Source organism: Flaviramulus basaltis (assembly GCF_900114265.1).
GTDB classification, from domain to species: domain Bacteria; phylum Bacteroidota; class Bacteroidia; order Flavobacteriales; family Flavobacteriaceae; genus Flaviramulus; species Flaviramulus basaltis.
In genome coordinates, this window is record NZ_FPKV01000002.1 from 536,792 (window position 1) to 562,113 (window position 25,322).

12 protein-coding genes are annotated in these 25,322 nt (G+C 31.4%); 6 read left to right on the forward strand and 6 right to left on the reverse strand.

Annotation, left to right across the window (positions count from 1 at the left end; all coding sequences use genetic code 11):
* Nucleotides 1-4: 4 nt before the first annotated feature.
* Together uxaC and BT151_RS08965 are read right to left on the reverse strand one after the other, a co-directional pair.
* A complete protein-coding gene (gene uxaC, locus BT151_RS08960) occupies nt 5-1,450 on the reverse strand; it encodes a glucuronate isomerase (protein WP_072401453.1) in 1,446 nt (481 codons plus the stop codon).
* A 20-nt stretch (nt 1,451-1,470) separates the two neighbouring features.
* On the reverse strand, nt 1,471-3,750 hold the full coding sequence (locus BT151_RS08965; protein WP_084647913.1) for a glycoside hydrolase family 3 N-terminal domain-containing protein: 2,280 nt from the start codon (nt 3,748-3,750) through the stop codon (nt 1,471-1,473).
* 195 nt (nt 3,751-3,945) lie between these two features.
* Between BT151_RS08965 and BT151_RS08970 the strand changes: the two genes are divergently transcribed.
* The 5 genes from BT151_RS08970 (at nt 3,946) to BT151_RS08990 (ending at nt 9,834) form a co-directional block, all read left to right on the forward strand.
* Nucleotides 3,946-6,114 (forward strand): alpha-glucuronidase family glycosyl hydrolase, encoded by a 2,169-nt coding sequence (locus BT151_RS08970; protein ID WP_072401454.1) that lies wholly within the window; start codon nt 3,946-3,948, stop codon nt 6,112-6,114.
* An 11-nt stretch (nt 6,115-6,125) separates the two neighbouring features.
* Nucleotides 6,126-6,860 (forward strand): SDR family NAD(P)-dependent oxidoreductase, encoded by a 735-nt coding sequence (locus BT151_RS08975; RefSeq protein WP_072401455.1) that lies wholly within the window; start codon nt 6,126-6,128, stop codon nt 6,858-6,860.
* Nucleotides 6,861-6,870: 10 nt separating this feature from the next.
* Nucleotides 6,871-8,043, forward strand: a complete 1,173-nt coding sequence (gene uxuA / locus BT151_RS08980) for a mannonate dehydratase (protein WP_072401456.1) — start codon at nt 6,871-6,873, stop codon at nt 8,041-8,043.
* A 3-nt stretch (nt 8,044-8,046) separates the two neighbouring features.
* The gene (locus BT151_RS08985) at nt 8,047-9,192 is read left to right on the forward strand and encodes an endo-1,4-beta-xylanase (protein ID WP_072401457.1); all 1,146 of its coding nucleotides are present in this window, start codon (nt 8,047-8,049) and stop codon (nt 9,190-9,192) included.
* A gap of 72 nt (nt 9,193-9,264) precedes the next feature.
* Complete coding sequence (locus tag BT151_RS08990; protein WP_143144280.1) at nt 9,265-9,834, forward strand: hypothetical protein; 570 nt, start codon at nt 9,265-9,267, stop codon at nt 9,832-9,834.
* A gap of 12 nt (nt 9,835-9,846) precedes the next feature.
* Here BT151_RS08990 and BT151_RS08995 read toward each other — a convergent pair whose 3' ends face one another.
* The 4 genes from BT151_RS08995 to BT151_RS09015 form a co-directional block, all read right to left on the reverse strand.
* Nucleotides 9,847-13,128, reverse strand: coding sequence for a VCBS repeat-containing protein (locus BT151_RS08995; RefSeq protein WP_072401459.1), 3,282 nt, complete (start codon nt 13,126-13,128; stop codon nt 9,847-9,849).
* Between the two features lie 128 nt (nt 13,129-13,256).
* A complete protein-coding gene (locus tag BT151_RS09000; protein WP_084647914.1) occupies nt 13,257-15,212 on the reverse strand; it encodes a carbohydrate binding domain-containing protein in 1,956 nt (651 codons plus the stop codon).
* Between the two features lie 20 nt (nt 15,213-15,232).
* Complete coding sequence (locus BT151_RS09010; RefSeq protein WP_072401460.1) at nt 15,233-16,831, reverse strand: RagB/SusD family nutrient uptake outer membrane protein; 1,599 nt, start codon at nt 16,829-16,831, stop codon at nt 15,233-15,235.
* Nucleotides 16,832-16,846: 15 nt separating this feature from the next.
* Nucleotides 16,847-19,921: a SusC/RagA family TonB-linked outer membrane protein gene (locus BT151_RS09015; RefSeq protein ID WP_072401461.1), complete on the reverse strand. Its 3,075-nt coding sequence runs from the start codon at nt 19,919-19,921 to the stop codon at nt 16,847-16,849.
* A gap of 522 nt (nt 19,922-20,443) precedes the next feature.
* On the opposite strand from BT151_RS09015, the gene BT151_RS09020 reads away from it, so the two are divergent.
* Nucleotides 20,444-25,156: a LamG-like jellyroll fold domain-containing protein gene (locus BT151_RS09020; protein ID WP_072401462.1), complete on the forward strand. Its 4,713-nt coding sequence runs from the start codon at nt 20,444-20,446 to the stop codon at nt 25,154-25,156.
* The last annotated feature ends 166 nt before the right edge of the window (nt 25,157-25,322 follow it).

Consider the following 25,322-nt stretch of genomic DNA (forward strand, 5'->3'; position numbering starts at 1 on the left):
AAAATTATTTGTTAATTGAAGTTTGCTGTGTTCTTGTTTTTGATTTTATATCTTGAAAATCAAAAAAGGATTTAGCATTATTATAACATATGTCACTTACAATTTTTCCTATCCACTGCATGTCATTTGGTAAGTCTCCATTTTTAATATCATTTCCAAAAATATTACATAATATTCGTCTATAATATTCGTGTCTGGTAAATGACAAAAAGCTTCTGCTATCTGTTAGCATACCAACAGCGCAACTTAACAAGCCCATATTTGATAATGAGTTTATTTGTTTTTCTATCCCGTCTTTTTGATCTAAAAACCACCAAGCAGCTCCAAATTGGACTTTCCCCTTTACTCCACCTTCACTAAAATTACCTGCCATTGTTGCAAACAAATCATTATCTGAAGGATTAGAATTATATATAATTGTTTTAGGTAAACTACCATCGTCATTCAACATATTTAAATAGTTGGCTAAAGATTCGGCTTGTTGAAAGTCTCCAATACTATCAACACCTGCATTAATTCCTATTTGCTTTAAAAGTAGTTTATTGGTATCTCGAATTGGCCCTAAATGCAATTGCATAGTCCATTCTTTTAAAGCATAAAATTTACCTAAATAAAATAAAATTGCTGATTTATATATGTTTATTTCTTTAGTTGACAGATTCTTTTCTTCAATACGATCTTTTAATATAGCATCAACTTTTTTCTTGCTGAACTTTCCGGCATAAGCATGAGATAATCCATGGTCTGAAAGTCTGCATCCATTCTCATGAAAATATTCTATTCTACTCTCTATGGCTTTTAAAAGTGATTCTAAATCTTTAATTTTCACATTTGAAACATCCGATAAAGTTTCTATATAAGTTGTGAATTCAATAGCATCGATATTAATTATATTATCGGGTCTAAAAGTTGGTAACGTTAATACATCAAAGTTTGAATTCGCTATTGATTTATGATGTTTCAAATCATCAATAGGATCGTCTGTAGAACATACAACCTCTGCATTCATCATTTTTAACAATCCTTGAGTTCTAAATTCCTCCTTTTGTAAAAGCGTGTTGCAGTCTTTATAAATAGAACCTGCAGTCTTTTCATTAATTGGTGAATCTATACCAAAATACCTTTTCAACTCTAAATGAGACCAATGATATAAAGGGTTTCTCATGGTATATGGCACGGCATATCCCCACTTTTTAAATTTTTCTTCATCTGAGGCTTTACCAGTTATATACTTTTCCTCAATGCCTAAATTACGCATGGCTCTCCATTTGTAATGGTCGCCATCTAACCATACTTTAGTTAAATTTTTAAATTGCTTATTTGTAGCTATTTCATTAGGCGGTAAATGATTATGATAGTCTATAATAGGTAAATCTTTTGCAAAGGAATGGTATAATTCTTCCGCATAAGACGAAGTTAGAAGGAAGTTATCCGTTATTAAACTATTCATACGTTTTAATTTTAAAGTATTTATTGTATTTCAACAGACGCTTCCGCCATTTTAGGAACTCCAAGTTCAAAACTACGTTTCATTGGGCTAGATCCTCCAACATATATTTTAAATTCTCCTGGTTCAATAACACGTTTTCCATCGTTATTTACCATTTCGAACATTTTTGGTGTTAATTCAAAAGTAATATTTTTTGTTTCACCTGCTTTTAAATGAATGCGTTTAACACTATTTAATTGCGAGTTAGGAATATCAAAAGAGGCTTCAACATCAGAAATGTATAATTGAACAACCTCATCTGCATCAACTTCACCTGTATTACTAACATCAACTGTTAATGTTACTGTATCGATTTTTGAGATAGAACTTGATGATAGTTTAATATTATCATACTTAAAAGTAGTATAACTTAACCCATATCCAAAAGGATATTGTGGATCTAAATTCATGTATTTGTATGTTCTTCCTTTCATTGAATAGTCTTTATAATCTGGTAACTGATCTAAAGATTTAGGGAACGTAATTGGTAATCTCCCCGAAGGTGATACTTTCCCAAATATAATATCTGCAATCGCATTTCCTCCTTCTTCACCAGGGTACCATACTAAAAGAACAGCATCAGCTAATTTCTCAACTTCTGCAAGATTCATAGGACTTCCTCCTGTAATTATAGCTACAATTTGCTTTTTATCATCAGGATTTTTATCAGCTGCAACTCTTAAACCTCTTAAATAATCCATTTGAGATTTTGGTAAGTTATAATCTAATCTATCACCTTTTGTTTTTGAAGCAATTGATGCGCCTTCTTCTCCTTCAATTAAACCAGAAATACCTAATGCTGCAAACGTCACATTAGAATTACTAGCATTTCCTGTGGCATAGTCTAAAGGATTTTCTTTAGGAACGGTTAACATAGCACCCATTCTATATTGTAATTGACTAGCAGGACTTATTGCTCCGGCTATTCCTTCCATAATACTTACCATTTTAGGATTAACACCATAATAATTTCCTAAAAGTGCTTCAGAATCTCCAGCAATTGGACCTGTAATAAAATATTTTGGTAAATCGTTTTTTAAAGGAAGAACGCCATTGTTTTTTAGCAACACGATACTTTTTTGAGCAACTTCTCTTGCTAATGCTCTGTGTTCATCACTGTTTATAACATCTACAGAAATATCGTCATAAGGATTACTTCCTTGCGGATCAAACAATCCTAACTTAAACCTTGTGCGTAGTAAAGTCGCTAACTTATTATCAATTTCTGCCTCAGTTATTAAACCTAATTTTACTGCTTCAGGTAAACCTTCTAAATAAGAGCTTCCACAATTTAAACTCACACCGCTTTTTACCGCTAAAGCTGAAGCTTCTGCCATGGTATTTGTTGTTCCATGTCCACCTTTTCCTTTTGGAGTATAAAAATCTACAATGGCCCAACAATCACTTAATATATGGCCTTTAAAATTCCATTCTCCAAGTAATACATCATCAATTAGATATTTATTAGCACAACAAGGCTCACCATTAGTACTGTTGTAAGCGCACATAACAGCTTCTACATTTGCTTCGGTTACTAATGCTTGAAAAGCAGGAAGATACGTTTCCCATAAATCTTTTTTACTTGAAATAGCATCAAACTCATGGCGTAATTCTTCAGGGCCACTATGCACTGCAAAATGCTTTGCACAAGCGGCTGTTTTTAAGTATTTATTATTATCGCCTTGCAATCCATTTACAAAAGCTTTTCCCATTAAAGACATTAAATATGGATCTTCTCCATAAGTTTCTTGACCTCTTCCCCATCGCGGATCTCTAAAAATATTGATATTAGGTGTCCAAAAAGTTAGTCCGCCGTATTGCATATGATATCCTTTGGCTTTAGCTGCATTATGCATGGCACGAGCTTCATCTGAAATAGCTGACGACACTCTTAAAGCTAAATCGCTATCGAAAGTTGCACCTAAACCTATAGCTTGCGGAAAAACAGTAGCTACACCAGAACGGGCAACTCCATGCAGGGCTTCATTCCAATAACTATAAGGATGTATTTCTAAACGCTCAATCGCACTTGTATTGTGCATCATTTGGTCTGCCTTTTCTTCTAATGTTAATCTTGAAATTAAATCTTGAATACGATCATCTATAGTTAATGATGTATCATAAAAAGGAAACTTAGCCTCTGCTAAATTTAAGCTAGGTTCATCTTGTAAATTATTAACTTTATTTTCATTCTTACAAGAAAAAATCAATATTGTAATAAAAAGAAATAACCGAGAAAAGGTTTTTAAAAATATTTTCATATCTAGAAGTTAGTTGGTTAGATTACCTAAATGTAAACAAAATTTATTTTCTAATAACTTTAACAAGCATCTTTTACGCAATCGGTTGCGAAGTTATAAAAATTTTACTAAGTTTACAATTATTTTGTTGTTAGAAACCCTAATAGGCTTTATGTTTATTAGGGTATTTTAAGCGTTAATTTTAGAAAGAAATACATGGTTTTAATTTCAAATAGAATTTTTGGTTTAATATTATTTTTCACCTTCATATTTACTAATATTTCTTTCGCAAATAATGGTTATGATTTATGGCTTCAATATAAAAAAGTTGAAAACAAACAATTATTAAAGGAATATACTGAAAACATACAAGCCATTCAATTCTTTGGGAATTCCGAAACCATAAAAACTGCTTTAAAAGAGTTAAATATAGGATTATCTGGATTATTTGATAACCAAAATTTATTTGAAAATGATTCTCCAAAAAACCATTTGTTAGTTTTTGGTTCAGAATCTCAATTAGATACTACATATTTAAATCTTATAAAAACCGAACTTTCAAAAGTTAAAAAAGATGGTTTCGTAATCAAACAAATTCAACTAAATGGGAATTCACAAATAGTTATTTCTGCAAAGACAGATGTAGGTGTTCTATATGGTGTTTTTAGATTTTTAAGAGAGTTACAAATCAATAATTCTTTAAAAGACATAAATATTGTTGATTCTCCAAAAATAGATGTAAGAATACTAAACCATTGGGATAATTTAGACAGAACTGTTGAGCGTGGCTATGCAGGTTTTTCGCTCTGGAATTGGCATACACTACCAGATTACATAGACCAAAGATATATTGATTACGCAAGAGCTAATGCTTCAATAGGCATTAATGGAACAGTATTAACAAACGTAAATGCTAATGCATTAATACTAACGCCTCAATATTTAGAAAAGGTAAAGGCATTAGCAGATGTATTTAGACCATATGGAATTAAAGTTTACCTCACAGCTCGTTTTTCTGCTCCTATTGAAATTGGTGGATTGAAAACAGCAGATCCTTTAGATGCCGATGTAATTAAATGGTGGAAAGACAAAACAGCTGAAATTTATAATACCATTCCAGATTTTGGTGGTTTTCTAGTAAAAGCAAATTCTGAAGGACAACCTGGACCACAAAATTATGGTCGCAATCATGTTGATGGGGCAAATATGATGGCTGAAGCTTTAGAACCCTTTGGAGGTATTGTAATGTGGCGTGCGTTTGTCTATTCTGAACATGATGCAACTGATAGAGCAAAGCAAGCTTATTCTGAATTTGTGCCTTATGATGGGAAATTTAAGGACAATGTTATTGTTCAAGTTAAAAATGGAGCAATCGATTTTCAACCACGTGAACCTTTTCATCCTATGTTTGGTGCAATGCCAAAAACTCCTTTAATGATGGAGTTTCAAATTACTCAAGAATACCTTGGCTTTAGCACGCATTTAGTGTATTTACCAAAACTATATGAAGAAGTTTTTGAAACAGACACCTATCGTGAAGGTAAAGGCTCAACAGTTGCTAAAGTTGTTGATGGCTCACTACATAATAAAAAAATAACTGGTGTTGCTGGCGTAACAAACATTGGTAACGATATAAATTGGACAGGGCATCACTTTTTACAAGCCAATTGGTATGGCTTTGGGCGTTTAGCATGGAATCCTCATTTAAAATCTGAAGACATTGCAGATGAATGGATTCGTCAAACTTTTACAAATGATGAAAATTTTATCATTCCAATAAAAAAAATGATGATTCAATCTCGGGAAACTGTTGTGAATTATATGAATCCTTACGGATTACATCATATTTTCGATACAGGACATCATTATGGTCCAGGTCCTTGGGTTGGAAGTTTACCACGACCAGAATGGAACCCAACCTATTATCATAAAGCAGATGGCTTTGGCCTAGGTTTTAATAGAACTAAAACAGGAAGTAATGCAACTGCACAATATGCACCAGAAATTGCAAAAATGTATAATGATATTTCAACAACTCCTGAAAAAGATTTACTTTGGTTTCATCATGTTTCGTGGAATCATAAATTAAAAAATGGATATACACTTTGGGATGGTATGGCATTAAAATACCAAGAAGGTGTTAATGAAGTCGAAGATATGATATCGCTTTGGAATTCTATGGAACAATATGTAGATTCACAGAGATTTAAAGAAGTAAAAATGATGTTGAATATTCAACTCAAAGAAGCTAAATGGTGGCGCGATGCTTGTTTATTGTACTTTCAACAATTTTCAAAACAAGATTTACCAAATGGAGTTGAAAAATCCTCTAACTCTTTAAAAGAGTTTCAATCAATGACATTTCCCTTTGCTCCCGGAAGATAAACTAAATAAGAATGACAAAAAAAGCAATTGTTACCGGAGGCAACTCTGGTTTAGGTTATGCAACAGCAAAAAAGTTGTGCGATAACGGAATTAAAACCTATATCATAGGTAGAACAAAAGATAAAACAGAAAATGCATGTGCTGAAATTGGTGAAAATGCAATTCCTGTAATTTTTGATTTAAATAACTTAGATGAAATTCCTGCAATTATTGCAGAAATTTCTAATGGAGATAACATTGATATTTTAGTAAATAATGCCGGAATAAACCAAAAGAAAGAGTTTACAGAGGTCACAAACGAAGAATTTTCAAATATTATTCAAACCAACGTTTTAAGTGTTTTTGCAATAAGTAGAGAAGTTGTTAAAATAATGAAAAAACATGACGGTGGTAGCATTGTTAATATAAGCTCGATGGCATCTCAATATGGCTTACCAAAGGTTATAGCATATTCTGCCAGTAAAGGAGCTATCGAGACTATGACGCGTGCTATGACAGTTGAATTAGCAGAGTTTGGTATTAGAGTAAATTGTGTAGCTCCTGGGTTCATAAAAACAAAAATGTCTGCAAAAGCATTAGATAACGACCCTGAAAGAAAAAATAAAGTATTATCCAGAACACCAATGGGTATTTTAGGTGACCCCTCAAATATCGCTGATGCTGTATATTTTTTCGCAACCAACGAATCTAGTTTTGTAACTGGAACAGTACTTCCTGTTGATGGAGGAAATAGTATAGGATTTTAAATAGAATACTATGATTTTTATGACGAAAACCATGCGTTGGTATGGACTACATGATAGAACTTCTTTAGAAAACATTAAACAATGTGGTGTTACAGGTATTGTTACAGCATTACATGAAATTCCTGTTGGAGATGTTTGGACTATAGAAGCTATTAAAGAGCGAAAAGAAATTATTGAACAAGCCGGATTAGAATGGAAAGTTGTTGAAAGTCTTCCTGTACACGAAGATATAAAAAAGGGCGCAGGAAATTTTGAAACATATATTGAAAACTATAAAATAAGTTTAAAAAACTTAGCGCAATGCGGTATTGAAGTTATCACATATAATTTTATGCCTATTTTAGATTGGGTTCGTACACATCATGACTATAAAAATATAGATGGAACCAAATCGCTATATTTTCATAAAGATGCTTTCGTATATTTTGATGTGTTTTTATTAAAAAGACCCAATGCAAAAGCGGCTTATACACCAGAACAAATTAACAAGGCTGTTATTTACGGGAAACAACTTTCGAAAGAAGAAAAACGAAAATTATTTAAGAATATTCTTTTAGGTTTACCCGGAAGTAAAGAGAATTTTACATCAACAAAGATTTTAACTTTACTTGATGAGTACGCTCATGTAACTGAAGAAAAATTAAGAGAAAACTTAATACATTTTCTAAAAGAAGTTGCTCCTGTTGCGCAAGAACTTGGTTTAAAACTAGCTATTCATCCTGATGATCCACCTTATTCGGTTTTAGGTTTACCAAGAATAGTTAGCACACAAAAAGATTTAGAGTATCTTTTAAATGAAGTTCCTGTTGAAGCAAATGGTTTATGTTATTGTACAGGATCTTTAGGTGCACATCCATCTAATGATTTACTAAAAATATTAAATAAAACATCTTCACGAGTTCATTTTTTACATTTAAGAAATGTTATAAAAGATGTTGATGGTAATTTTAAGGAATCAGACCATTTATATGGAGACAATAAAATGGAAAAGATAGTCGAGAAAATTATCGATATTATGCATAAAAGAAAAATAAGCCTACCTATGAGACCCGATCATGGGTTTTTACATTCCATTGAAGGTAAAGAGTTATATCCTGGATATTCATTAATAGGCAGACTAAAAGGATTAGCAGAAATAACAGGGTTAGAACTAGGGATTAGTTATAAATTAAAAATTAAATAAATTATGAAAACAAGAAAAATTTTAAGTATTTTAATTATAGCAGTACTATTTATGGGCTGTAGTAGCGATAGCTCTTCTGATGGAGGTATTATTGTAGGAGGTCCTACTAATGGTGGAGACGATGGTGATGGTACTGGAGGTGGTACAACACCAGAATATTTACAAGATTTCACTAATTTTCCTATGGGAAATATTGTATCTGCTTTTAAATTATCGTCAACTTCTTCTGCCAATGTTGACTTTAGAGAAGTGCTTTTAAATGATTACAATAGTATTACTGCTGAAAACGACATGAAAATGGCAAATATATTTACATCTGCTGGAAATTATGATTTTAGTGATGGTGATGCCATAGTAGCTTATGCAAAAGCTAATGGTTTAAGAGTTCATGGTCATGCTTTAGTTTGGCATTCATCAGTTCCTGGATGGCTAAATAGTTTTTCTGGTACAAATGAAGAGTTTGAAGCTTTAATTGAAGCTTATGTTAAAGCAACTGTTTCTCATTTTGCTATAGAGAAAGATGCTAATGGAAATTCTATTGTAGCTAGTTGGGATGTTGTTAATGAATATTTTGATGGGGGGTCTATAAGGTCTTCCATATTTCAACAAAAAATAGGTGATGACTTTATTGATAAAGCATTCCAATGGGCACGTGAAGCGGATACTGATGTTAAACTTTTTTATAATGATTATAATATAGCTGGAGAGCCTAATAAAAGAAATCTAATTATTAATAAAGTAAATAGCATGATCTCTAATAGTGTTCCAATTGATGGGATTGGTATGCAAATGCATTTAAATCATAATTGGCCAACAAGTGATTTGCCATTAGCCATTCAACAAATTACAGATACTAGTTTATTAGTTCATATTTCAGAACTTGATGTTAAAGCTAACTACGGTAATGATGTGACAGAATTAACTGCAACTAGAGCTCAAGAACAAGCAGATCAATATCAAAATGCATCATATCATTACACCAATATTGTACCTACTGCTCAACAATATGGTATTACTATTTGGGGCGTTAGAGATCAAGATAGTTGGTTGTACGATGGTGGTGGAGATTGGCCTCTTTTGTACAATAATGATTATAGCACTAAAATAGCTTATGATAGTTTTATAGACGGTTTAAAAGGCAATCCATAAGTTATTAAATTTCTTTATTTTAAAATCTGCTATTTAATTATAGCAGATTTTTTATTCTTTATAAATTAAAACATGATTAAATATTTTCTATACATAGCTGTGTTAAGTTTTATAATGATTTCGTGTGCTAAAAATAAAAATTATCAAACGACAATTGATAGTGATATAAAAGCAATCAAGTCTATAGATGATAAGAAAAGCTATTTATCTAAAATTTATGAAGACGGACAAGGAATAGATACTAAGATTAAAGAACTTGAAAAATCATTTTTTAAAAACAGGAAGGAAATAACCATTTTAAGAAAGAAAAAAGATTCCTTAATATTTATTAATAGATATCGAATTAAAAGCTACTTAAACAAATTTAAATATCCAAAAGAAACTGACTTTGATGATAATGAAAAATTAGCCATTTTCTATGGTGTTTACTCCGATATTGAGAAAAAAGAACAACTCAAATACTTAGATTTATTTAAAGAATTATACCAGGATAGTGTTATACCTAAATATAACTACTTAAGCTATCTAACCAAAATTTACTATTTAGAACATGCTACTTTTTTTCCATTGAATAAGAGACATTCAATTAATGAAATGATTAAAGATATTTCTCCTGAAATCGAAAAATTAAAAGACAATTAATAGTATAGTTAATCACTTCTTTTTGAAAATTGAAAGCGATGCATTATTATTAGCTATAATAAAATAAGTATCTCCATCAATATTTATCTTTTTTATAATTTTTGCATTATTGTTATTGTAGAAACTTATATCTTTAAAAGGTTTCATGTCTCCTTTTGAGTTTCCTAATAAAACATAACCAACATTAGAATCGTATCTAACGGTTTCAACTTCAGCTTCATGCAAAGCGCCTATTCCTAATACATCTATATGGCCATCCTTATTGATATCATCAAACACAAATGACATTGTTGGACCTATTTGTGATAAAGTAGGAAGTTCTTTTAATTCATAATTTCCCTTTCCTTTGTTCTCAATATATACCGATTCAAACCCATAAACTTGGTTATGATAAGAGCTTTCTAAAACATCAACACCATAAATATCAGCTAAAGTTGAGTTTGCAAATTCTTGATAGGTTTGTATTTTTTCGCTAACAAATAGGTTTTGTTCTGTTGAACATTCTTTACCACGAACAGGAACCAAGTTCCCATTATAAACCTTACTTAAAATCATATCATAATTTCCATCTGAGTCAAAATTATTCCCATATATGTGAAGTGGTTTTTCTATAGATGGATGAAATTTATTATTTGATCCTAAATTTCCAACAAAATAATCTAAGTCTCCATCATTATCAAAATCAATCTCCACAATGGTATTCCACCATCCTTCAGTTTTCTCAAAAGCAGAAATATTTTCTTTATAAAATTTTCCTTCATTATTTTTAAAAACAGTAATTGGCATCCACTCTCCTACTACAATTAAATCCTTATCGTTATCTCCATCAAAATCAGATAAAATAAAATCATTAACAAGACCAATTTCAGAAAACTCAGGAGCAATTTCTAATGTTACGTTTACAAAAGTTCCATTATTATTTTGTAGAATATAAGATTTTGGTGCTAAAGGATATTTACCTGGCACAACTCTTCCTCCTACAATTAAATCTAAATCGCCATCGTTATCAAAATCAAATGATTTTACAACTTTTGTGCTTGAAATCATTTTTGGTAATTTATTAGATTTGTTAAAGTTGCCTTGTCCGTTATTTATATATAATCTATCTTGAAGTAATAAGCTATTTTCATCCAATTCGTAACCTCCACTAGTTACATATAAATCTAGATCTCCATCATTATCTGCATCAAAAAAATGAGCACCATTATCCTCATATTGCTTATCTTTTTGAAAAATAATGTTATTAGATTTCTCAAAAGTTCCATTTGTTAATTGAATAAACAAACTAGCTTCTTGATTAAGGGCTCCTCCTAAGAATATATCTTCTAATCCATCATTGTTAACATCTGCTATATCAAATGCTGGCCCTTGTTGAGATTGCTTTTGAGGAAGTAATACTTGCCGAGAAAAATCATTAAAATCATTTTCAAAGTGCTTATAGTTTAGTCCTAAATTATTAGGGTTAATTTGATTAAAATTTTGAACAATATCGTGCTTAATTTCTCCATCAAACTTAAAATCTTTTTTATTGAATGTTAATGTTTGATTTGCTTTTATATTTTCTTTTGCCAATACAGTATTATCACTCCAAATAACTTCAATTCTATTAATTTTCTCTTCGTTACCTAAACCAAAATTCAGCACATAACTTACAGATGACTGATATCCTCGTGAAGGATACAATTCTTGGTATTGCTCTTTATCATTAGTGTATACTTTAACTTTTGCGCCTATAGCATTTATATTTTTATTATCTCCTGTAAGCTTAATATTGATAAAATTAGCATTGGAATTATTTTTATAAACAGTAGCATAATCTTCCATATTATTTATTACCAAATCTAAATCGCCATCATTGTCAAAATCTGCATAAGCTACTCCGTTAGAATTTATTTTTTTATCAAAACCCCATATTTTAGAAGTATTTTCAAAAGTTAAATCACCATTATTTTTAAAACTAAAATTAGCCAATTTTGATGAGGGCATCAATTGCATCATTTCGTTTACAGTCATAGCTCCTTTTTTAGACTGCATTTCTTGTAACTTTTTCTTATAGTCTTGATTTCCTAATTCACGTTCAATTCCATTAGTTATAAAAACATCTTTATATCCGTCATTATCAAAATCAGCTATTAAAGGCGCCCAACTCCAATCTGTTTTAGATATTCCTCCAAGTTGACCTATGTCACTAAAGCTTCCATTACCATTATTTAATTGCAATACATTAGACATATAAGCATTATGATATCCAGAATTTACCATCATCCAAAAACCCTTAGTATTCATTGATGCCATATTCTGTTTCCCTCTTTTATGATCATCAGCAGACATATCTAAGGTTAATAAATCTGGTAACATATCATTATTTATATCGGCATAATCTGATCCCATACTATTATATGAAATATGATTAAATCGCTTGTTTATTTGATTAGAAAATGTCCCGTTTTTATTATTGATATACAAGAAATCTGGACCTATGTAATCATTAGCTACATAAACATCCATCCATCCATCATTATTAAAATCACCTATTGAGGCACTTAAACCCCATTCTTTGTTAACTATTTTCGATTGTAACGTAACGTTTGTAAAAGAAGAATCACCATCGTTTCTAAATAAATGATCTGATGTTTCAGAAAAGAATTCTTTATCGTTAAGTAGTTCTATTTTATTAGCATTTTGAAAATCTGGTCGATGATTAACTAAATACATATCTAAATCTCCATCCTTGTCATAGTCAAAAAAATAAGATTGAATTGAAAAACCGTTATGATCTAGCCCCCATTTTTTAGCCTCATCTTTAAATGTTCCATTTTTTTGATTTACAAAGAGTTTATTTTTACGTAAATTTTCGTTTTGTAATGAAGCTGATTTGCAAACATAAATATCCATCCAACCATCATTATTAATATCAATCATATTGGTGCCAGTAGTCCAACCTTCTGCATCATTTACACCAGCTTTATCTGTTATATCTTCAAATATAAAATCGCCTTTATTAAGATATAATTTATTTGATAATTGATTAGAAGTAAAATAAATATCCTGTAGCCCATCATTGTTAATATCACCAATAGCTACACCTCCACCTGTAAACACATATGGATATTCTATATAGTTAAAGCTAAAATCTTGTTTTACAGTATTTTTGAAATCAATTTGTGTACTTGTATTTGGAATTTCAACAAATAATGATTCAGAGGTAGAAGTTTTTTTTGTTACTTTTTCATTATTACAACTTGTAATTATAAAAAATAACAGAAATGGCTTTATAAATTTTTTAATTTTCATTTCTTTAAAATAGTAGTCATCCAAATATAATAAACAGCTTTGAAAGAAAGAAAGTAATAAGTAAAGAAAAACCGGGTTATACCCGGCTTTTCTTTACTTATTACTTATAAAATAACTAGACTTTGATTTTAGTTCTCTTCTGTTAACGTAATATCATCAATAAAATAAACTGCATCTTGAACAAAACCAACATCTAAAACAAGATTTGTTGCAACATCATTTGCTGCAAAAGTCCAAGTATATTCTTGCCATTCTGTAGTAACAGTGAAATCAGGCCCATATTGAGCTCCTGCTGTTGCAGATGTTGAAAAACGAACTGTACCTCCATCTCCTGGACTACCAGCTTCAGCTTTTATCCACATACTCGCAATATAATTAACTCCATTTTCTGTTGTTGCAGCTGGGTCACTAGCAAATTGTGTTCTCCATGCATCTCCGCCAACACCAATAGCCTTTAAAGCTCTACTTCCACCATGTACTTCATCTGCAACTGTTGTAGCAGTTAATAAATCTGGTGCATTCCATTTACCCCAATTTGTAAAGTCATCACCATCTCCTTCTTCTAATCCTGGGTTTAATAATATATTTTCATTTGGTGGTGGTGGTGGTGTTTCAGAGAAACTAATATCATCTACATAATAGATGGCATCTTGCACAAACCCTAAATCTAATACAAGGTTAATTGCAACATCATTTGCTTCAAACTCCCAAGACACTTGTTGCCATTCTCCAGTAATAGCGAAATCAGGGCCATAAAGTGCTCCAGCAGTTGCAGATGTTGAAAAGCGAACATTTCCGCCGTCTCCTGCTCCTTCTCCTTTTATCCACATACTAGCAATGTATGTTTGCCCTACTTCTGTAGTTACAGCATCACTAGCAAACTGGGTTCTCCATGCATCTCCGCCAACACCAATTGCTTTTAGAGCTCTGCTACCTCCATGTGTTTCAGTAGTTTCAACAGTTAATAAATCAGGTGCATTCCATTCTCCCCAATTAGTAAAATCATCTGCCCCACCTAATTCAAGATCTCCATTTAACAATAAATTTGGTGGTGGTGGTGGTCCAGATAATGTACTTACTATTGTTATATTATCAACATGGTATACCATACCAGCCGAAACTCCCATATCCAATACTAATCGTGTAGCTGGATCGTTATTAGTAAAAGTCCATTCAATTTGTTGCCATTCTGTTCCAATATCATAATCTCCTGAATATAATGCTCCTGTTGTAGAATTGGTTGAAAAACGTATATTTCCACCTGCTTCTTCTGCTTTTATCCACATAAATGCAGTGTAATCAACTCCAACTGAAATTTCTGTTGGATCGCTTACAAATTGTGTTCTCCAAGCATCTCCTCCTGCTGCTATTACTTTTAAAGATCTACCTGCATATGGCTTATCAGATGCTATTAAACCATCTCCTCCATTAAATTTACTCCAATTTGTAAAATCATCTCCTGTTCCTTCTTCTAATTCTCCATTTAACACTAAATTTTCCCCAACATAAAAAACAGAATCTGATTCTGTTGATCCACCAGATGTAACAATCTTAATTATTGCTAAAGCATTATTTTGTGGACCTTCCGGAATAGTAAATACTAATTCTGATTCTGAAGAAGATACAACAGTTGCTTCAATATCATTAACACTTACTTTTTGAAGATTATGAAGTGAAGTTCCTATAATTGTTATATTTTCTCCAGGTTCTGCTGCACTTGGTGAAATAGAATTAATTACTGGTGTTGGTCTTAATAATACTTCAAATGGTACTTTTACTCTATAACCATTTGCCATTGCAAGTGTTATAGAATTTTGTCCAACAACCGCCCTTTCTGGGACTATAAATGATACAACATCTCCATTTAATTGAAATTCTGCTTGTTGTTCACCAACAAACAAGAATTGTACAGTCTCTAAATTTATTCCAGAAAAAGAAACAGGATCATTTGGAAACGCACTAGCTACACTTAAATCACTAATAGACACCTCTTTTGCAGAGAAATCATCGTCATTACAACTAAAAAAACCAAAGGTTAAAACTAAAACCAACAGTCCTTTTAATAATTTATTTAATATTTTCATAATAATAGTTTAGTTTATTTTTAGTATCCTTCGTTTTGTTCTACTCCAAGTTGGTCAACAAAATTTTGAGGTATTGGCCATCTTACATGTCTATCTTGAATGTTAGCAGATGCACTTGGATTGTGCATTTTAACTCTTTCTACTAATAAACCTAATCTTTTAAGCATAGCCCAACGGTGACCTTCATGACCTAATTCTCTAGCTTGTTCTGCTAAAATAATTTCTTGATCTAAACTTGTGAAATTATGGCTAGTATCACCAAAAGCCCGCTCTCTAATTGTATTTATTAAAGTTAATGCTTTTCCTTCATTATTATTTCTCCAATGCGCTTCTGCTCCAATAATATATGCTTCGGCAAGTCTGTATACAATTATATTACTAAAACCCTGAGCTTCTGAAGCTAATCTTCCATAAGTACCATCTTCCCAATATTTAGTAGTAGAAGGCTCTAAATAACGAGCTTCATTAGCTGTAGATGCCCATGCTTGAAAATATGGACTGTCTACTGTAAGTAAATCTCCTTCTTGAAGTGTATCTCCTCCTTCTAGACTAGTATCTATATTGTCTGGATCATCAACTACCCAAGCTGTTTTATGCCATGCATCTAAACGTCCATCTTCATCTTCAAAAAGTGTCCAATAATAAGGTGATGGTGATAATCTAGACCAAGGTCTTCCTCCTTGTTCTAAAGTTCTTGCTACTCCAGGAACTCTATCATAAAGCGGCACATACATTTGTACTGTACGTTGTGGTCTATTTTGATTTGCTGGGTTAAATATCCATGAGAAAATTATTTCTTGATTATTTTCTTCTCCTGTTTTACCTCCTGCAAGACCAAAAATACCATCTAAAGGTTGCAATTCAGCACCTTGAGCAATAACATCATCAGCTGCATCTGCTGCTTCTCCCCAATTTCCTAACCACATTTGTGCTTTTGCTAATAATAAATATGCCATATCTTTTGATGGTTTACCTACATCTCCATTTTGAATTCTTGTTTTTAATAGAGGTATTGCAGCGGTGGCATCATCAACAACTTTTTGAAAAAGAACTTCTTTAGGAGATAGTTCTGCAGTAAAAATAATATCATCAACAGTTTCTGCTAATTGTGAGATAACTGCATTATCCCAACGTTCAGCTAACTCTAAATAAATGAATGCACGAAGCGTATATGCTTCTCCAATTATTCTATTTTTAGCAACTTCTTCAGCTTCTGTTTCTGCCTCAAAATTACCTCCATAAGTAATTACTACATTACATCTATCAAGAGATAAATACAATCCATTAAAAATATCTTGTAAAGACCCACTTGATGCATCAAATGCATTTCCATATTCCATCATTCCTAACATTCCTCCTGAATTCACATCTACCATATTTGTGCCTGATGTAACAATATCAGTACCGCATTGTTTATAGAGTGAAATTTCATTATTCTCATGTAATGATCGTGCTTGCACATATACATCAATCATAGATGTTTCTAATCCACCAATACTTGCCACAGCAATGTCTGTTGGTAGCCTGTCACGTTCTGTTAAATCAATTATATCATCATCACAACTTGCTAGCACAAGTAATGCTGAAACAACTGATAAATAAAATTTAATTTTTTTCATAATTTCTATTTTTTTTTAAAATGTAATTGATGTTCCAAAAGTTATTGTTCTGGTAATTGGATATGCTCCAATTCCAGCTTCTGGAGAATAGGCATTATCAAAATCTGTGAAATATTTTAAATTATTCCCTCGAACATACATTGATAAAGCTTTAAGTGGCGTTTTTTCTAAAAATCTAGTTGGAAGATTATAAGTTAATGATACGTTACGAATAGCTACGAAAGAGGCATCTTGTGTTTTAACTGCGTCTCCTCTACCTCCATCATAATTACCTGAACCACCAACTCTTGGAAAGCTATTACTTGGATTATCAGGTGTCCAATAATCGATAGCTACTTGGTTGTTTCTACCTGTATAGCCACCTATAAAATTATTTACTCTTGTTACTCCTTCTACTACTTCTACTAATACAGATAATTCTAAACCTTTATAAGTAAAAGTATTAGTAATACCTCCATACCAATCAGGATTACCACTACCTAAAAACAATCTATCTTCTCCTGGTGTAATGCTTCCGTCTCCATTTACATCTTGGAATTTTGCATCTCCAGGAACTTGACCAAATGCTGCAGCTTCAGTTACTTCTTCTGTTTGCCATACTCCTAAATATTTGTAATTGTAAATAACACCTATTGGTTGCCCAATGAACCATCCATTTGCAGGATCATCAATTGGGTTTCCATCTGCATCTTTACTTCCTCTGCTTAAGCTAACAATTTCGTTTTTATCTTGAGCCCAGTTAAGCGCTAAATTCCATGTAAAATCTTCATTTTCAATTACGTTTGATTTTAAACTAATTTCTAAACCTGAATTTTTTGTTTCACCAACATTGTTGATATAACTTTCATAACCATTGATAACTGGTATTATCTCAGGTAGTAACAAATCAGTTGTTTTTGTATTGTAGTAATCTACTGTACCACTAATTCTATTATTTAATAAACCAAAATCTAAACCTACATTTAATTGTTTACTTGTTTCCCATTTTAGATATGGGTTAGCTAATGTTCCTTTAGCATAACCAACAATGTTTCTCTCAACAGCTCCATCTGGAGTTCCATCATCATCCTCATCTATAGGGTCTAAAACTGTAGATCTAACTACTACGGGATTTGCTAAATAACGATAAGTTCCAATTCTGTCATTACCTAAAGTACCATAACTTCCTCTAAATTTTAGTGCATTTAATAGTCCATCTGCATCCCAAAACTTTTCTTTATTTGCATTCCAAGCTAATGAAACTGATGGGAAATTACCATAAACATTGTCTCCTGTAAATCTTGATGATCCGTCTCTACGCAATGTTAATGTTACTACATATCTATTGTCATAATCATAACCAACTCGACCTACATAATAAACTCGACCTGATTCATCTGTATCCCAGCTAAAACGTTGATCTGCTGTAGCTGAATCATCAATAGCATTATAACCTAATAAATCTGTGGCTAATTTATCTGAAAATGCATCAAATTGTTCAAATTCATTCTTTTGAAAACCATAAACAAATGTAGCATCTATACCATGCTTTCCAAAATCTTTTTTGTAGTGTAAAATATTATCAACTAAATAATTAACAGAATTTTGTCGTTGTACTTGAGCTGTACTTGGGTCTCCATCAATATAGTTGCTAGAAGTAAATCTGCCATAAAATTGACTACGATCTTCTGCAAAAGTATTTAATGTATAACTCAATCCATCAGCAAGTCCAATTTCAACATATGGATTCACATATGATCTTGTAACTGTTCTATCAACGATAGATTCATTATATCTGTGAAAAGGGTTTACTTGAAATTGATCGTTCGTTACAAATTTAGCATAAGAACCATCTGGTAGATATAAATCTCCCAATGGTGTATTGTTAAAAATTGGAATAAATGGTGCAAATCCACCGTTTATATTAAATTCACTAATGGTATTACTTGTCTCATCTGCGAAACTTTTTGTTAATTGAACTCTAGCTCCTATTTTAACTTTATCAGATGGTCTATACTCTCCATTAAATCTTAAAGAGTATCTATTATAGTCTGAATCTGTTACAATACCACCTTCTTGGTACATGTCTCCATTTAAATAAAAACTAAGTTGATCTGAACCACCTGAAACAGATAAACTTACATTTTTAGAAATTCCTTGTCTTAAAAGTTCATCTTGCCAATCAACAGAATTTCCATTAACATAATTTGTAAGTTCGTTTGCATTTAAAGTTCCGTTTAATGTAGTTCCTAGCCCTGAATCAAAAAGGAATTTCACATACTCATCCCCATTCATAATATTAACTCTATTAGTAACATCATTAAATGCTGTAGAAGCATTAACGGAAATTGTAGGTTTTCCTGCCTTACCACTTTTAGTAGTAATTAAAACGACTCCATTAGCTGCACTAGATCCATAAATAGCTCCTGCTCCAGCATCTTTTATAACATTAACAGACTCAATATCATCAGGATTTAATTCAGAAAGATTACCTCCAGGAAGAGGCACACCATCAACAACAATAATTGGTTGATTAGCATCACTAACAGAACCTGAACCTTCACCTAATGAATTAATACCTCTAATTGTGAAGTTTACACCTGAACCTGGTTGCCCATTTCCTCTAGTAACCCTTAATCCTGCAACTTGCCCTCTTAAAGCTTCAACAACATTAGGTACTGGTGTTTTTTCAATAGCTGCTACATCAACAGTAGTTATTGCTCCTGTTACATTAGAACGTTCCATTGTACCATAACCTACCACAACTACTTCATCTAATTGTGATACATCTTCTTTTAAACTAATATTTATAGTAGTTCTTCCATTTACAGAGATTGATTGATTAACGTAACCTAAATAACTAAATTCTAAAACCGCATTTGAAGATGCATTAATTGAGAATAAGCCATCAAAATCCGTAGATGTCCCTGTACTTGTGTTTTGTACAATTACATTAACTCCAGGTAAAGGTATTCCAGATTCATCTGTAACTTTTCCCGATACAGTAGTGCTTTGAGCATTAGCCTTGACTGAAAACACAAATAGTAGTAGCATAAAACCATAAAGATATAGGGTCTTTGGTTTTGTTTTTAATAGTAAATTGTTTGTCATAATTAAGTTTAGTTTAGTTTGATATAAAGCAATTCTTATTAATTTATCAAGAATTTTAGATATATACTAAATTAGCAGCCTTATATACTAAATTAGCATCTTACAATAATATAAATAAAATTTCAATTACGCAATCGGTTGCGTAAATTTTATTTAAAGTTTTAATTGAAAATATTAGATTCTAATTAAAAACAGGCAAACTATATTTATTTCCTTACAAATCTAAATAATCTAAAAACTTCTTAACCACATTACTCTAAGGTTACAATAGTTAAAAACTTATATACATATCACTTACAATAATTTAAGTTCTCTTATTAAAATAAATATTAAGAAATTGTTTTGATAAAACCTTAAGTTAATTCTTCACTAAATTTATTCTGATGATATTTCATTTTTATTATAAATCAAATGATTAGTAAAAACTAAAAAATGCATTTTGTCGAATATTTTTGCGTTTCATGGAACATATATGTACATTTGTCGCCAATTAATTGATCCCAAGTCAAAATTTAGCCTCACATGAATAATGTTTTCATTTCATTTAAAATTTTTATTGTCTTTATATGCATACTAATTTCTAAAAATGCCTTTTCAAAAGTTAACCTAAATTCTAAATATTTAGGATATGCCAATAATATAAACCTAACTCCTTATACCTTTTTACATACTGGTTTTGATTTTATACCTATTGATTCTAAAGGTTATAAACCTTTTATTAAATTATCAAATGATATTTTAATAAAAGAAAATAAGACTACACCTGAAGCAGAAATAGACGTTACAGGCCTCAATAATTCAATTAAAGGAAATGGTTCTAACATACCCTCTCAATTAAATAACACAGATTTTGGTCATGTTCAAGTTAAATCACAAACTATAACAAAAACATTTGTTATAAATAATATAGGTACTAGCAATTTAACTTTAGGAACTATCTCACTAACTGGTCCATCAGAATTTAAAATAAAAAATGCTCCTGTCTCAGGAAGCATTATAGCTCCAAATAACAAGGCTAATATTGTTATATCATTTTCTACATCAACCTTAGCTATTCAAACCGATGTATTAACTATAACCTCTAATGATTCAGATGAAACTTATTATAAAATCAATTTAACAGCCAAAGGCAATCAAGTGTTTTTTGATAGTGATGGTGATGGTATTTATGATGATATAGATGTAGATGATGATAATGATGGTATTAAAGATTCTGAAGAAGAAGATGCTTGTAGAGCATCTAATGGAACTTCACTAGTTGATTATAAATTTTTAAACGAAACTTTTGGAACAGGAGTAACAAGAGGCACTGGAATAAGTTCTATTTATTCTGTATATACAGCATATTGTCTTGAAGATGGTTCATCTAGTTCAAATTGTTCTGGTTCAAACCCAGATGTTGAAGATGGTGAGTATACAATTGCTAGTTTTATTACCAATGAGGATGGTACAAATCCAACTAGAACTTCTCCAACAGGTACAGATATTGCTAATTGGGCATGGTATGCATGGGCACCTATAGAAGACCATACGCCAGGTGATTCTGATGGAAGAATGGCCATATTCAATGCAAATGTAAACCCTGGTATTTTCTATGAAACCGAAATTACAGGAACACTTTCCAATATACCAGTTACGTATAGTTTTTGGGTGATTAACATTGATGAACCTGATCAAAATTTTATAGATGAAGAACATAGTGGTAATGCAAGTTCATATAACCACAGAAATTTACCAAATATCACTGTAAATTTTTTAACTCTTGATAGAAGTAATGTAATTGCAACTTATAATACTGGAGATATAACTAGATGTGGAGACTCTTTTGTTCCAACAAATCACACTGGAACTTATCCACATATAGCAGATGCCAACTATAATACTTGTGAAACATCTGTATGGCAACAATTCACGCAACAATTTAGTTCTACAGAAACAGCATTTGTTGTACAATTTGTTAATAATGCACCTGGTGGTGAAGGTAATAATCTCGCAATTGATGATATACAAATTAGGCAATCTCTTTGCGATATGGATAACGATTTAGTTGCCAATATATTTGATTTGGATAGTGATAATGATGGTATACCAGATGTTATAGAAGCTAATAATACCGCTGGAAGCTTGAGTGAAGGCAGAGGTACTTTAACAGATATAACTAGCTGGACAGATGCTAATGAAAATGGTATGTTGGATAGCTTAGAAGCTCTTGTAGCTATAGATACCGATGGTGATGGCGTATTTGATTATTTAGATTTAGATAGTGATAATGATGGGTTGTTCGATGTTGATGAATCTGGTGCTATAAATAGTAATGATACCAGCTATCAAAATGGTGATGGAGATATTACAGGAAATGGTATTGGTGATGGTTCAGAATCTGAAACCTTTAGAGCAAAAGACTCCAATGGAGACGGAATAATAGAAGGCTATGGAGATGGCATTTTAGATATTTATGATTTTCATGAAGGCAATACAAGTTACTCAGATTCTTATGGTAATAATAACCAAGGAATAGGACCATTATACACTTTAGATTCTGATTATGATGGTATTCCGGATTATAAAGATCCTTATAATGACATAATATCGACATATGATATTGATACAGTCGAAATTTATGCAAGTTTACCAAATTCAGCAGGTGTTTTAACAAGCACAATAGATATGGATGGAGATGGTGTTATGGCATCAAGAGATGGTGATGATACTATTTTTGGCTCACCAAGAAACTTAGATTCAAGCTACAGTTTGTCCTTTGATGGTAGAAACGACTACATTGAAGATGCAAATATTATAGCTTCTGGAGATGCTACTCTTATGGCTTTTGTAAAAACAAATGGATCTAATACAAATACAGACAATCAAATAGTAGCAGGACAAGACGATTTGTATATTATAATTGATGAAGTGACCAATATAGCTAGTGTTGTTGTAGAAGGAGTAACAATTTCTTCTAAAACAGCATTAACAGATGGTGTTTGGGCTCATGTAGCAGTTACTACTACATCAACATCTGGAGGACAAACCACATTATATATAAACGGTGTTGCTGAAGCTTCAACTACTTCAGGAGGTATCATTGATAATACTAATTTTAATATTGGTAGATCTTCAAAAGGAAAAAACTATTTCAAAGGTGAAATTGACGAAATAAGAATTTTTGATGTTGCTCTAACTAATGATCAACTTAAAAAAATGGTATATCAAGAATTAGATGAAACCAATAGTTTTAACAGCGGAAAAATTATCCCAACTAATATTTCTGCTTCAATAGGAAGTAATTTAGTAAAATACTATAAAATGGATGGATATCAAAATGATATTCTAGATGATAAAAAAACAGGGGACTTAGATGTACTTGGTGCAAAAATGTACAATTTTAAAGATATTTACTTTCAAAAAGCTCCCCTACCTTATGTTACGAATAGTGATGGTGATTGGACAGATGCTACAAGTTGGGTTAATGGAAGCGAATGGGATATCATGACTAAACAAAATAATCCTACTGATGCATCAATAGTTCATATAAAACATAATATTAATTTAAATGGAAATTATAATACTCAAGGTTTGACAGCTCTAATTGTTGATTCTGGAAAAAAATTTACTATCGAACCTAACAAAGGGTTATATGTTAATTGGTATTTAATGCTTAATGGGCTTATTGATTTAGAAGGGGAATCACAGTTAATCCAAACCAACAATAGCATATTAGAACCAACAAGTTCGGGAACTATAGAAAAAGATCAACAAGGAACTGCAGATACTTATACTTATAATTACTGGTCTTCACCAGTTGGCTTTTCAAACAATACAACTAATAATAATAGTTATACTTTACCTAATATAATAAACAATGTTAACTTTTTAACATCTGGTTATAATGGTACTGCTTCTCCTGTTGCCGTTGCAGATTATTGGATATGGAAATTTAATAATCTACCAAATAATAATTATTCATCTTGGCAACATATTAGAAGCACAGGCAGGATTCTAGTTGGTGAAGGATTCACAATGAAAGGCCCAGGAACTGGTTCTATTCTAGCTGATCAAAACTATATTATGGAAGGAAAGCCAAACAATGGTGATGTTAACTTACCTGTTTACGCAGGCAATGAATATTTAATAGGCAATCCATACCCATCTGCCATTGATGCCAATCAATTTATACTAGATAATAGTACTACTATTGCTGGAGCAGACACAACTACTGGAACACTTTACTTCTGGGAACATTGGGGTGGTGGTTCACATACTTCAGGAGAGCATCAAGGCGGTTATGCTACATATTCTCTTGCGGGTGGTGTCCCTGCAGCTTCAATGGGAACAAATGATCCTGATTTAGCTACTGGTGGTACACCTACAAAAATACCTGGACGTTATATCCCTGTTGCACAAGGATTTTTTGTAACCGCTAAAGCTACTGGTAAAATTCAATTCAATAATGGTCAACGTTTATTTCAAGCAGAAGGTGGTGATAGTTCTTTATTTATTAAATCATCAAATACTAAAAATGCTAAAACGGATGAATCTAATAAAGAAACCGATTTAAGAACTAAAATTAGAATTGGCTTTAATTCTGTGAATAAAATCCATAGACAACTTTTAGCAACAATAGATGAAACAAATGGTACTCCTGATTATGATTGGGGTTACGATGCTCTTTATAATGATGACCAAATGGATGATATGTATTGGTTGATTGATGATAATAAATATACTATTCAAGCTACAAATGAAGTAAATAACCAAACAGTACTTCCTTTAGGAATTCACACAAAAAATACTGGTTTAAATTCTATCACAATTGATAAATTAGAAAATATACCAAGTAATTTGGTTATTTATTTGCACGATAAAGAGCTTGGAATTTATCATGATTTACTACAAGGAAATTACCAAATATATTTAAATGGTGGTGAATATTTAGATCGTTTTGAAATAACGTTTGAGAATAATGAGTCATCATTAGGAAATAATGATTTTGAAAACTCAAATCTTGAAATCTATTTTTCAAATGAAAAAGAAAGTATTATTGTTAACAATCCAACATTTAAAAATGTACAATCAATAAAAATGTATAATGTATTAGGACAAAATGTTTTTGAAACAAATAAGAATATTAGTGATAATTATACAGAACTAAATACAAAACAAATTAAAGCTGGTGCTTACATAATACAATTCAAAACAGAAGAAAATACTATATCTAAAAAAGTATTAATTAAATAATATTTAGGCAAGTAACAATTACTTATTAAACGTTATACTTAACTATACTATAAAAAGTCATCAATTAATTTTTGATGACTTTTTGCGTTTTATCGTATTTTTTTGCATTTCATCGTGATTATTCAAAAATTAATTATATATTAGCAGCGTAAACAACTGACAATTA